The organism is Streptomyces sp. NPDC015242 (assembly GCF_043079125.1).
Classification (GTDB): domain Bacteria; phylum Actinomycetota; class Actinomycetes; order Streptomycetales; family Streptomycetaceae; genus Streptomyces.
In genome coordinates, this window is the sequence record NZ_JBIBUF010000015.1 from 34630 (window position 1) to 47928 (window position 13299).

General features: G+C 70.4%; 3 protein-coding genes and 2 CRISPR repeat arrays (1 of these 5 only partly in view). All 3 genes read right to left on the reverse strand.

Features of this window, described 5'->3' with window-relative positions; all coding sequences use genetic code 11:
• Positions 1 to 9: 9 nt before the first annotated feature.
• The 3 genes from casB to ACF07N_RS35495 all read right to left on the reverse strand — a co-directional run bounded on the left by casB (position 10) and on the right by ACF07N_RS35495 (position 5087).
• The gene (casB, locus tag ACF07N_RS35485) at positions 10 to 684 is read right to left on the reverse strand and encodes a type I-E CRISPR-associated protein Cse2/CasB (RefSeq protein ID WP_392120911.1); all 675 of its coding nucleotides are present in this window, start codon (positions 682 to 684) and stop codon (positions 10 to 12) included.
• Positions 685 to 712: 28 nt separating this feature from the next.
• Entirely contained in the window at positions 713 to 2323 is a 1611-nt protein-coding gene (gene casA, locus ACF07N_RS35490; RefSeq protein WP_392120913.1) for a type I-E CRISPR-associated protein Cse1/CasA, read from the reverse strand.
• A 64-nt stretch (positions 2324 to 2387) separates the two neighbouring features.
• Positions 2388 to 5087, reverse strand: coding sequence for a CRISPR-associated endonuclease Cas3'' (locus ACF07N_RS35495; RefSeq protein ID WP_392120915.1), 2700 nt, complete (start codon positions 5085 to 5087; stop codon positions 2388 to 2390).
• Between the two features lie 1108 nt (positions 5088 to 6195).
• Positions 6196 to 7684: a CRISPR direct-repeat array (repeat unit 24 nt; unit sequence GTCCTCCCCGCCGACGCGGGGGTG).
• Positions 7685 to 10725: 3041 nt separating this feature from the next.
• Positions 10726 to 13299: direct repeats of the CRISPR family, unit length 31 nt; unit sequence CGTCCTCCCCGCCGACGCGGGGGTGTTCCGC; it runs 81 nt beyond the window's last position.

Sequence of the window (13299 nt, forward strand, 5' to 3'; positions counted from 1 at the left end):
GGGTGAGGGTCAGTCCTGGTCGGCGCCGGCCGTGATCCGGTAGAAGTCCTGCAGCCAGCGGCGGCTGATACGTCCCGACTGGTACGGCCAGTCGACGAGGTCTGCCAGCAACTGTTCCCAGTCGATGGAGGCGTCGGTAGTGCGTACCTGATTCACCGCCGCAGGGAGGTGCAGGTGGATACCGCGCAGGCTCTGCCGCGTCAGGAGGTTGATACGGCTTTCTGCGGCGCCCATCCGCATCGAGGTGCCCTTTGCGGTGACGGCTTGGCCCAGGGTGGCACCGAATGAGGAGCCATACGGGGTCGGCCCGGGCGAAGTCCCCCTCTCGTCCGGTTCTCCCTCCTCTCGAGGAGCCTGCTTCTTTGCCGCCTCGTGTTCGTCTGCGGTGTCTTCGTCGCCTTCCGGGTCGGGTGAGAAGGCGTGGCGGGGCTGAGCCGCGATCAGCGAGGCTACTGTGTAGTGAGCTTGCGCTGTCTTGTCGTCGCACCCTTCCGGCAGTCGCGGCGTCAGTAGCCGGTGCATGGGGCGTGTGCGCGGGTGGTCCAGGTCGCGGCGCAGGCCCGCGCGCAGCGCCGCACGGGCACCGGGGTCTGTGCGGCACAGATGTTCAATGTGTGCGGTGAATGCGGCGTACGTGGCGCCATTCCTCTGCCGCTTGCTCGCTTCGGAAGCTTGGAAGGTCACAGCTTGTCCTCGGGTCGGCGGGCGACGGTCACGGCTTCTTGGCCGCACTTTTCGTCGCCGGTTGCTCCATCGCTTTGTGCGGGTTTTTCAGGGCGGCCAGAATGATGGCCTTCGCCTTGGTGACGGCCTTGGCGCCTCGTGGTGTGCGCGTCACGGAGTCGGTCACTGCCTCGTAGGCGTCGAGCGCGTGCCGTCCGAAGGCTCGGCATGCGGCCTCGAAGTCGAATCCGGTGGTCATGGGGCCGCCGGAGCGTGTCAACTGTCGGAAGCGCGACCAGAACTCGTCCTCCGCCGATGGCCAGTACCGTGCCGCGACCGCGTCCAGCCAGGCCCCCGGGTCGTTCTTCTTGTCGTCCGTGTACTTCAGCCAGGCTTCCTTGGTGGCCTGCTCCAGCCGGTGCCCGAAGAGCTCGCCGAGTTCGCGGAGCTGGCGTACGGGTCGCTCGGTGCTCGCCGCATCCTCTTCCACTCTGGAGAGGAGCACTGGGGTCACGGAGTCGACGTACTGGTGGTTGGCCGCCTGGCTGGCGTCCTGTTCGAAGCCGAGGGCGCGTACCCGTAAGTACTCGCTGACGTCGAAGGCATGGTCCATGACCTTCGGCTGGATGGGGTTTGCGTCGTCCAGTTGCTTGAGCAGGAGGGCGTCGATGTCGCGCCACAGAGAACGGGAGGAGCATGCGAGCCGGGGGGATGTCTTCCCGTCCTTGGCGATGTCCCAGATCAGGTAGTCGTCTTCCGGCCGGATCCGCTCGGCGTCATAAGCCCAGGTGATGTACGCGTCGGCCGTATGCTCGCCGTCCGGGGCGGGGATGAGACAGAGTGCGTGCTGTGAACAGGCGGTGAGCCGTGAGCAGGGGCCCTGCGGCTCGGGCATCGGCTTGAGTGGGTCTGGGAGGTCTTCGCGCTCCCATGGGCACAGGTCCGTGTGCCGGCTGACGTCGCCGTCCGGCGGTGTGAGACCGGCCAGCAGAGTCAGGAGCAAATTGTCGCACTGCGGGTGGTACGACAGCGCGGCTCGCAGTGGTGAAGCTTTCGCATAGTGGCTCCTCACGTGCCCGACCGCACGTCGCGAAAGGGCGCCGGGGTCTCCCCAGTAGTGCCAGGTCAGCAGCGATAATGCCGTCTGCGAAAGATCGAGGGGCACGGGAGTGTCGTGGCTCCAGTGCTCGAACCAGGAGTGGTTGTTGCCTGCTGCCCGGCTCATGACCAGCTTGTGGACGCCGGCAGTGTTGTTCCTGTCGCACTGGTCAGGGAGGCGGGGGTCCTGGAGCCACGGACGATCGCCGTCGAACAGGTTGAAGCGGTGGCTCCACTGACCGAAGTAGCCTTCGATGCCGGCTTTGCGACCGTCAGACAGGTCGATGCTCTGCTCAGGAAACCCTTGTTCGAGGACCTGTTCCCGCCGGTCGCCCCAGCTTCCGGGCCCTGCCTCGTCCAGAGCGGTGATCCTGGCGGTCAGCGCGTACAGCACGCGCAGCAGCGCCGAGTGAGCCGGAGCCTCCAGGATCAGCAGAGTGCGGATCTTTCGGGCGTGCACAAACAGATCCCTGAGCCCCACTTCAGGTGGGCCCGACTGCCCCTTCACCCATGCGACCGGAATCCATGGCTGGTCGATCAGATTCGACGCAGACGTGTTCACGCCCCTCCCCCCATCGTTGCGCGTCACCAGATCCTAGAAGGACAACCGGTAAGGATGTGGGCCGTTACGGCAACCGGTCGACCATCAGGCCCAGTTCGTCTACTTGGAACCGGTGCCCCTCGCCGGTTCGCACCCACGTACCGTCTTCCCAGGTCATGTTCAGCCGGAGGACAGTCTTGAGGGCGGCCATGTCGCGCCAGACGCTGTTTGCATCGCCCGCCACGCCGTCGACGAGTCGCTGCGGTACTGGGATCAGGTAGGGGACAAGCTGGCCCGGCTTCGGTCTGCGCTTGGAATCGCGTGCAAGCTTCTCCGTGAGGACCCCGTCCTCCAGCAGAGACCCCGGGTACAGGCACACCACATGCACCATCTCCTCGCCGAGCACGGAGGCGAGCAATTCGGGCTCCATACCGGGGTGGTCGCGGCTCAGCAAGCCGAGATCGCCATCAAGCTCCCGCGGCCCCGGCACCTGCAGCCAACCTGCAGTACCGGTGGCCCTTCGTTCTCGGACCGTCCGCCGGTTGTCCAGCTGCTGAAGCTCACGCGCCGCAGCCTCCCCCAGCCTGTCGACGAGTTCGTCGCCGTAGACCTCATCCAACAGCAGGGGCACTTCCTCCGGCATCGAAATCGTCCTGCCGGCCCCCAGAACCATGTCCGTACGCCGCACCAGGGCGATGTCATCCAGTTCGGATTTGTTGTCCGCTCGGAGCACCACGAGCCGCGGCTGGTCACCCGCGCTCTGTGCCGCACGGGCCAGCAGGTCCGCGAGCGGCGCCGGCCCCGATACGACGAGGTCGAATCGCAGACCTCTGACGTGTTGCAGCATCGGCGTCGTCACCAGCGCGGAAGGGCCGCTGATGCCGCCGTCGGGAGAGAAGGTTTTCCGGCAGGCCGCGAGACGCCGCCATCGGTCCTTATTGCGCATCTGTTCATGAAGCAGGGTCACATCGAGGTCGGGCAGGTCCTGCGAGAGCTGACGGAACGTACGGATGGCTTCCGCAGGCGTTGACCGGTAGACGACGGCCCGGCCGTTGCCGGCCTCGACCAGGGGCCCAAGAGCCGCCTGGATCTCGTCGTACGGTGCACCATCAACGACTTTGATACTGAGCGTGCTGGCGCGAACGGCTTGCGCAGGCTGCCGAGGCAGGTGCCCGCCTGCGGACTGGGCATCCACGAACGACCACGCCGGCAGCCGGCGAGGCTGCATCATCGGCTCCCTACCTCCTCCAGCGCCACGGCGATAGGCCGCCAGCATCGCATCAATCGACTTGTCCGCAGACATCGCGGCCAGGACAACTGGAATGCGCAGCGCAGCGGCCCACTCCAGAAATCGGAGCATCAGCTTCTGCCCCCAGGCACCGCGGGCATGGGCCTCGTCCACCACGACGACCTTGCCGGATAAGGCAAAGAGTCGCATCACGTTGAACCTCACCGGCAAGACCGCCTGGAGAAGTTCATCCACCGTCCCCGTGCCCAGCGCAGCAAGCAGTGCGCGATGATGGGAGTTGAGCCAGCTGTTCGCTGCCAGGACCCACTCCTCACCAGGCTCCGCGCTGACATCACCGGCCGCATGGGACTGCGCCCACTGCTTCGCGGCTTCCGCCGGCTTCAACCGCGAAGAGCTGTGAAGCAGAAGCGACCGCCAGGGTCCCGTCAGGGCCCGCTCAGCGAAAGCATGCACCTGCGCCATGTGGCTGTCGGCCGATGAACCGGTCGGCAGGGCATAGAAAAGACCGCGCGCTCCCGCCGCATGCCCGAGGACCGCCGCTGCGCGAAGAGCCGCTTCCGTACGCTCCTCCGACGGCAAAGACGTCACCACCACCAAGCCCGGACCGTGTTCGGTCACCACATCAGGCAACTGGCCCTCCATGCTGGCCAGAAGGCTGGTCTCCCCCGCACACCGGACCGGATTCGGCCGGGCGAAACCCGTCCCGAGCAGGTCGGTCTTGTGCACCAGACGCAAAGCCGCTTCGCGGGCGATCTGCCAGTAAGCGTCCAGGTCTTCAGGAGCCCCAGCCCATCCCTGCTCCCTGAGCCTGGCCCGGATCTCCACTTCGATGCTGGCCAGCCAGTCCGACAGGGTCACCAACCCCGTCAGAACGACAGCCGCTCCCGGCGTCATCCGCCCTTGCGGAACCGAGGTCGCCCCTGTCACTCTGCGCACCTCATCGAAGTGGACCCGCCGCTGCTCCTCCCAACTACCCGTGCCCAGACCGGGGTGACGGGCGACCGGGCACCTGTAATCCTTGCCGTAGACGGCCGGGTGGTAGCGACCGCCGTGCCCACCGAGCATTTGGGCCACCGCGTGACTGAGCTGGGACTGCGGACGCCGCTTCGACGACGGATATCCGATCTCCTCGAAGATCCCCGTCAGCCACCAGTGCGCCGCCGCCTCGTGCGACAGCCGGTCCTGCGCGGCGTCAGCCGCGAATCCGTACCCCTGCTCACCACCCAACTCCTGCGCCAGCAGCACTCCATCCGCGCTCTTCGGGCCGCTGCGGTGGAGTTGGAACGGCACACTGATCTTGCCGATGTCGTGCAGACCCGCCCAGAACGCCGCGAGCGCCCGCGCCTCCTCGTCCGGAACCTGCAGCGCCCCGACCACCATGCTCCGCTGATGCGAGGTCAGCAGTTCATCCCAGACGACCTCCGTGACGGCTGCCGTATCCAGCAGATGACAGATCAAAGGGTGCGTGCGGTGCGCCCCGCGGGCGTTCTTACCCAGCCCGGCAGCCTTGCCCCACAGGCGGGAGTCCAGGGACATGGGGGTGCTCCTTGTCGCGGATGCAGTGCAGGCGTCCTCAAAAGGTCGCGGCAAGACGACTTGACCACAACTCCCCCCATCCTGCTGCACCTCTGCGGAGACCGGAGGGGGGAAATTCCTCAAGTACCGCCACACCAACGTGTATCCGCCGTAGAGTACATACCGCTGCACGCCTCCCTGGGAGGTGCGCGGAACCTCATTGATTCTCCAGGCGACGACAACGCCGAGACGAACGCACGACCCTCTCGAGGGATGTGGCGCAACCTCGGCCCAGTCTGCGCTCTGGAGATGCAATGTCCCGGTTCCTGCACAAGTTCGTCCTGCGCCGTGAGGTACTTCTCGGTACCTCACGCGTAGTGGTCAGCGCGGTGATCCGTGCTCTGATCAACGAACTCGTCAGCTGGCTCTTCTGAGCCAACGGTGACGGACCCCAGGGGTCCGTCACCCCTTCCTATGTGCAAACACTGCCGCTTGCCGAACACATCGTGCGCAGCCGGGTCACGCCGCAAGACAAGACGCCCGGCTACAAGCAGCCGATGCCGACTCCACGCGAGCGGAAGCGATCCGGCCCTCCCTGCTCCGCCGGACGGCACCCGTCGCCCCGAGCGCGTCGACGTATGAGGGCGTAGGCGTGCAGCAGACCCCCAACAGCACCCTCGTGCCCCACTTCAACACGCTGGCCAGGTGCGCGCCCCACCAAGACTTGCCCTCCCCGCCGACACAGGAGTGCTCCGTCTGGCAAGCCTGCAAGCATCAACCCCGGCGCCCGCATCCGGCCGACCACCACTTCAACCGCCCCTTGCACCGGATGCGGCCGCTCCCCCGAGGAAACAACGCCCGAAACCCCGCCTCTCGTGGCAGCCGCCACGGCCGCCACGCCAACCGCTCAATCTTGTGCAGCCCATCCCGGCGCGCCTGCCGACATTCTCATCCTCGACAACAACCGGTCCTCCGGCCACAGCCCAAGACTTCGCAGCCCACCGATAAAGTCACAACCAGCGAGCCCGCATCGCACGCACCTTGACACCACAACATGTAAAGCGCGCCGCCTGCTTCCTGCTCGCCGCCGCAGGAGCGTTCCGGAAGAGCTATGGAAGTGGTTCGTCACGCCCTTCCCACTGACGCGGGGGTGCTCTGTCATCGAGCCAGTGGATGACGTAGACGCCGTCGTCCTCCCCGCCGACGCGGGGATGCTCCGCCAGGTGCTCCACCAGGGCTCGCCGCCGCCTGGTCGTCCCCGCCGACGCAGGGGTGTTTCAGCTCCCGTCGCCGCCCAGGCCGCAGCCCAGACGTCCTCTCCGCCGACGCGGGGGTGTTCCGCGGACCGGTATCTGCGGAAACGGAGCGACGCCGTCCTCCCCGCCGACGCGAGGGTGTTCCGCGCACCGAGGTGGAGGCGGGCGTCATGCTCGTGTCCTCCCCGCCGACGCTAGGGTGTTCCGAGGTTGCCGAGGGTCCTGATAGGCGCGCCGAGGTCCTCCCCGCCGGCGCGGGGTGTTCCGCCCTGCAGCCGGCCGGCTTCGGAGGGAGTGAAGTCTTCCCGGCCGACGCGGGGGTGTTCCGCGATGCGCTCCCCCGAGATGGAGCCGGTCGCGGTCCTCCCCGCCGACGCGGGGGTGCTCCGTTGTAGCTTCCGTCGTTTCCACCGGTGCCTTGGTCCTCCCCGCCGACGCGGGGGTGTTCCGTGGCCGAAGACGGGAGAGCAGGAGAAGGCGGCGTCCTCCCCGCCAACGCGGGGGTGTTCCGTAGGCCTCGTATTCGTCGTCGTCCCAGGTGGCGTCCTCCCCGCCGACGCGGGGTGCTCCGCGCAGGACGGCCCACACGGGGCGGGCGACGCCGTCCTCCCCGCCGACGCGGGGGTGCTCCGGCGGTGGCGCGGCGGTGCAGGAGGGGCAGGTGGTCCTCCCCGCCGACGCGAGGGTGCTCCGGTCACCGGCAAGAAGGTGGCCGTGCGCCGCCCGTCCTCCCCGCCGACGCGGGGGTGCTCCGGACATGCGCCTGCACGACCCAGAGGTCCTCGCGTCCTCCCCGCCGACGCGGGGGTGCTCCGCCCCGTCACGGGGACGTGCACTCTTACCCGTGGGTCCTCCCCGCCGACGCGGGGGTGTACCGCTGGGGTTCACGCCGGCCGCCGTGTAATAACGGTCCACCCCGCCGACGCGGGGGTGTTCCGGAAGAGACGGAGCGGACCGCCCGGACGGTGCTGTCCTCCCCGCCGACGCGGGGGTGTTCCGTGGCCGCAGCACGCCAGGACCGGGCCGCGCTGGTCCTCCCCGCCGACGCGGGGGTGTTCCGTCACGTCCCGACCCGCCGCGGCATCGCCGGTCGTCCTCCTCGCCGACGCGGAGGTGTTCGTCTCCGGCCGCCCCGGTCCCACCATCCCGAGTCTTCCCCGCCGATGCGGGGGTGCTCCGCGGCCGGTACCTGAGCGGCTGGCGACGTATCGGTCCTCCTCGCTGAAGCGGGGGTGCTCCGAAGTTGATCTCGACGTCGTAGCCGTTGAACGGGTCCTCCTCGCCGGACGCGGGGGTGTTCCGCCGTCCAGGCCGTACCGGACGGCGTGCAGGTCGTCCTCCCCGCCGACGCGGGGGTATTCCGAACGCCGGCCCCGCGCTGAAGGCGGGCCTCGAGTCCTACGCCGATGCGGGACGTTCCGTAGCCGGTCCAGGAGCGGGCGTCGCGGACGGTGACCTCCCCGCCGGCGCCGGGGGTGTTCGTAGACGGCGCGCGGGGTGCCGGTGCGGATGAGGTCCTCCCCGCCGACGCGGGCGTGTTCCGATCGTTGGGTCGCCGATGGTGGTGATGTGCCCATCCTCTCCGCCGACGTGGGGGTCAGCCGGCCCCGGTCATCGACTCGGTGCGTGGGGTCCTACCCGCCGACGCGGGGTGTTCCGTCATCACGGGCGCCACCATGCGGACGTCGAGCGTCCTCCCCGCCGACGCGGGGGTGCTCCGCGGGCATCCTGCACCGGGCGCGTAGGGGCGTCAATCTCCCCGCCGACGCGGAGGTGTTCCGTCATCGACGGACCCCAGGCCCGGGAGAAGCGCGTCCTCCCCGCCAACGCGGGGGTGTTCCGGCGATGGAGGGCGCATTCTCGTATTCCCCGCCGACGCGGGGTGTTTCGGTGGGAGTCGGTCATGATGGTGGGGCTGTCTCCCTTGCCGACGCGGGGGTGTTTCGACGTCCGCGCAGATCCAATGCGCCTCGGGCACGTCTTCCCCGCCGACGCGGGGGTGTTCCGTACCGCAAGGCGATGGACGACTTCCTGTCGCTGTCCTCCCCGCCGACGCGGAGGCGTTCCACAGGCGATGGCCAGGGCCTTGATGACGAGCATGTCCTCCCCGCGGACGCGGGGATGTTCCGACGGCGGCCGGCCTCACGGTCTTCCGCTTCGAGTCCTCCCCGCCGACGCGGGGGTGTTCCGCCACCAGCCAGTCCTCGACCTCCTGCCGGGAAGTCCTCCCCGCCGACGCAGGGGTGTTCCGCGAACATGCTGCGCAAGGTGGCGTGCATCTCGGTCCTCCCCGCCGACGCGGGGGTGTTCCGGGGGAGGTCTGCGCCGGTAACGGTCTCCAGCGGTCCTCCCCGCCGACGCGGGGGTGTTCCGTCCGGGCGCCACCCACGACAGAGCAGCGCCTCGTCCTCCCCGCCGACGCGGGGGTGTTCCGTAGATCGCAGATCGATGACGCTCTCTTGATGCGTCCTCCCGCCGACGCGGGGGTGTTCCGCCGTCCAGGTACCGCTTGCGCACCTCGGAGAGGTCCTCCCCGCCGACGCGGGGGTGTTCCGGACGAGCGGGAGCGCGAGGAGGAGTGGATCGCGTCCTCCCCGCCGACGCGGGAGTGTTCCGGATCCGTCCCTTGACCTAGGAGGCGTCATGCCGTTCTCCCCGACGCGGGGGTGTTCCGCCGATCCACTGGGCGTCCGCCCGGGTGGTCGCGTTCTCCCCGCCGACGCGGGAGTGTTCCGCTCACTCGCCACCGCCGCCACCTCCCGTCTTCGTTCTCCCCGCCGACGCGGGGGTGTTCCGCCCGCATGGCGGCGCACTTCGGGATCGCGGCCGTCCTCCCCGCCCACGCGGGGGTGTTCCAGGTCAGCTCCTAGAGCTGGTCGGCATGGTGACGTCCTCCCCGCCGACGCGGGGGTGTTCCGCTCGCACATCCCCCTGTCCGCCTGCTCGACTGGTCCTCCCCGCCGACGCGGGGGTGTTCCGCGGACGGTGCCGGCGGTGGCGGAGCCGGACTCGTTCTCCCCGCCGACGCGGGGGTGTTCCGGCCCCCGCCACCAGTGCGAGTCCGACGCAGAGGTTCTCCCCGCCGACGCGGGGGTGTTCCGGTCTGCAAGGGCACGCACCGGCCGGAGTGCCGGTTCTCCCCGCCGACGCGGGGGTGTTCCGTCCCGGACGAGTCACCACTGGGCTGAGGTGGCGTTCTCCCCGCCGACGCGGGGGTGTTCCGTCGGACCCGACCACGGTGACGTCCGCTCCACCGTTCTCCCCACCGACGCGGGGGTGTTCCGCACCCCACCAGGGAGCTGCGCGAGGCTGTGCCGTTCTCCCCGCCGACGCGGGGGTGTTCCGCGTGCGCGTCGATCGGCGGCCTCGTCGCTGAGGTTCTCCCCGCCGACGCGGGGGTTTTCCGCAGCCAGCGCGGCGGCAGCGCGCATCGGAGTTGTTCTCCCCGCCGACGCCGGGGGTGTTCCGCGGCCCAGCATCCGCAGCGCGGCGTAGTCCTCGTTCTCCCCGCCGACGCGGGGGTGTTCCGTAGTCGGCACGTGGCGGGGCGCCATTCGGACCGTTCTCCCCGCCGACGCGGGGGTGTTCCGCCCGAGACGTGGGTGCTGCTCAACCGCACCGTGTTCTCCCCGCCGACGCGGGGGTGTTCCGGCGCCGGTCTTGAGCGCCATCTGCCCGAAGTGGTCCTCCCCGCTGACGCGGGGGTGTTCCGCCCTTGGACGCGTTCTTGCCCGAGTCGTACAGGTCCTCCCCGCCGACGCGGGGGTGTTCCGCACGAGGAGATCCGCGCGATGCTCGGGGCTCGGTCCTCCCCGCCGACGCGGGGGTGCTCCACGAGCCTCGACGCGGGCGCCGAACTCCGTCAGGTCCTCCCCGCCGACGCGGGGGTATTCCGTCGCTAGCCAACGTCGAGAAGAAGATCAAGGAGTCCTCCCCGCCGACGCGGGGGTGTTCCGTAGTCGACGAGGCCGAGGATGGAGTCCGGACCGTCCTCCCCGCTGACGCGGGGGGGGGTTCCGATCCGGGCGGCACGGTCCGAGGAGATCGACACGTCCTCCCCGCCAGCATGGGGCGTTCCGGGGGCGGCCTCGTCGCCGGTCAGCACCGCGCTGTCCTTCCCGCCGACGCGGAGACTCTGAAGGCGGAGCGGCGGATCCGCCGGTTCTCGGCGTCCTCTCCGCCTATGCGGGGGTGTTCCGGTGTGCCGGAACTGGTGCGGGTGCAGCCGGGGGTCTTCCCCGCCGACGGGGGGTTCGGCGTGTACTCTCGCCCTCCTTGACCAGGCGCGGTCCTCCCCGCCGACGTGGGGGTGCTCCGAAGTTCGAGTCCATGCCTGCCGCACAGCTGCGGTCCTCGCGGGGGTGCTCCGCCGCCCGCCTGATCCGCGAGGCCTACCAGCCGGTCCTCCCCGCCGACGCTGGGGTGTTCCGGAGCCGTCGGCATACGGGACGACCGTGCCGGCGTCCTCCTCGCCGACGCGGGGGTGTTCCGGTGGCGGCCCAGTTGTCGAAGGCGTCGAGCCCGTCCTCCCCGCCGACGCGGGGGTGTTCCGGAGCTCGCGCTCGACAAAGCGATGGCCGCACGGTCCTCCCCGCCGACGCGGGGGTGTTCCGCGTGCCCGGACGTCGATGATGACGCCCGTGCTGTCCTCCCCGCCGACGCGGGGGTGTTCCGTCCCCCGGCACCGCCGAGTGCCCCGGCGTCATGTCCTCCCCGCCGACGCGGGGGTGTTCCGCCGTACACCCCGCCGTGGCTCGTGACCGGTGGGTCCTCCCCGCCGACGTGGGGGTGTTCCGGTGTCCGGCATGCTGCGCTGCGTGTCCGAGACGTCCTCCCCGCCGACGCGGGTTGCTCCGCTCATGCTGCACGTCGCGGCGCACCTCGACACGTCCTCCCCGCCAACGCGGGGGTGCTTCGGTTCCCGGGCGCTGGCTCGTCGACCTATCAGGGTCCTCCCCGCCAACGCGGGGGTGTTCCGGGCACCTGGCTTGCGGGCGCTGCGCTCGCGGCCTCCTCCCCGCCGACGCGGGGGTGATCCGTCCCGGCAGGTGCACTGCAGGGTCGCGCCGTCGTCCTCCCCGCCGATGCGGGGGTGTCCGCGCATCACCTGGTCGAGCTGGTGCACGTTGAGGTCCTCCCCGCTGATGTGGGGGTGTTTCGATGCCTGCGGCTAAGCCAGCCACCTCCGGGAATGTCCTCCCCGCCGATGCGGGGGTGCTCCACATGAGGCGGTCCGCGATCGCACCCAGCCGGGGTCCGCCCCGCCGATGCGGGGGTGCTCCGTCGTCGACCCGGGTCCCTTCAGTGCCGCCCACGTCCTCCCCGCCGACGCGAGGGTGTTCCGACTTCTCGCATGGCTTCCCTTCCCCGTACCGAGTCCTCCCCGCCAGCGTGGGGGCGTTCCGGGGGCGGCCTCGTCGCCGGTCAGCACCGCGCTGTCCTTCCCGCCGACGCGGGGGTGTTCCGCCGGAGCCGCAGCCTGGGGTGCGGGAGTTCAAGTCCTCCCCGCCGACGCGGGGGTGTTCCGCGCCCCGGTGCGCGTCCCCCGAGTGCACCGCCGTCCTCCCCGCCGCCGCGGGGGTGCTCCGTTCGCCGAGGCCCTGGAGAAGCTGTCGCCGGCGTCCTCCCCGCCGACGCGGGGGTGTTCCGGTTCGGGCCTGTCATTCGGGGCTGCCATCCCCGTCCTCCCCGCCGACGCGGGGGTGTTCCGCCGTCTCCCTCGTGACCGGTGGACCGCAGTACGTCCTCCCCGCCGACGCGGGGGTGTTCCGCGGGCCTCGCTCGGCCTCTACCTCCCGGTCGAGTCCTCCCCGCCGACACGGGGGGCTCCGAACTCGGCCTCGGGCTTGGCCACGCCCCACTCGTCCCCCCTCCGACGCGGGGGTGCTCCGGCCCCAACGCCACCGTGCGGGACGCGCGGCTCGTCCTCCCCGCCGACGCGGGGGTGTTCCGATCTACACGACGACCAACCCGGACAACCCCGGGTCCTCCCCGCCGACGCGGGGGTGTTCCGTTCCTCAGGAGCCCGGTGGTGCCAGTGCTGCGGTCCTCCCCGCCGACGCAGGGGTGTTCCGCGTGCGGATCGGATCGTGGAGGCGGACGCGGTGTCCTCCCCGCCGACGCGGGGGTGTTCCGATCGCCAACGGGGCCGTCACCATCAACGCCCTGTCCTCCCCGCCGACGTGGGGGTGCTCCGTTGACCAGGTAGTAGTAGGCGCCGCCCGAGCCGTCCTCCCTGCCGACGCGGGGGTGCTCCGCCGACCGACCGGGCCTCGGGCCACAGCTCCTCGTCCTCCCCGCCGCCGCGGGGGTGCTCCGAGGGTCTGGCGTCTCAACGTCGTGGAGACCACCTTCTCCCTGCCGATGCAGGGGTGCTCCGTGCACAAGCAGCTCGAGCCCGCCGGTCGCCGTGTCTCCCCCGCCGACGCGGGGGTGTTCCGGTCCCGCCGCTCCCGGCGCGCTTCCTTCCCGGCTCCTCCCCGCCGACGCGGGGTTGTTCCGCGGACACGGCAGCGGATCCCGGCGGCTTCGTCGTTTCCCCCGCCGACGCGGGGGTGTTCCGGTGAAGGAGTGGGTGGGTGACTGGGGCGAGCCGTCCTCCCCGCCGACGCGGGGGTGTTCCGCTCACCCGGGTCCGGGCCCGGGCCCGCTCTCCGCCGAGTCCTCCCCGCCGACGCAGGGGTGTTCCGATCATGCGCAGCATGAGGGCGTCCGCCGCCACGTCCTCCCCGCCGACGCGGGGGTGTTCCGGTCTGCTTCGGCGCGTCGTTGATCGTGGAGCCGTCCTCCCCCGCCGACGCGGGGGTGCTCCGTCCGAGTCTCTGGTGATCCTCGGTGGCGACGCGTCCTCCCCGCCGACCCAGGGGTGTTCTGCAGTTCGTCCCCGGCGCGGGCCTCACGCACCAGTCCTCCCCCGCCGACGCGAGGGGGTGTTCCGCCCCGGCCGCCGCAGGGAACCACCGCGCGCGGGTCCTCCC

Coding starts and splice junctions, on each gene's coding strand:
- ACF07N_RS35495 (WP_392120915.1), bottom strand. CDS start 5,087: ATGTCCCTGGACTCCCGCCTGTGGGGCAAGGCTGCCGGGCTGGGTAAG.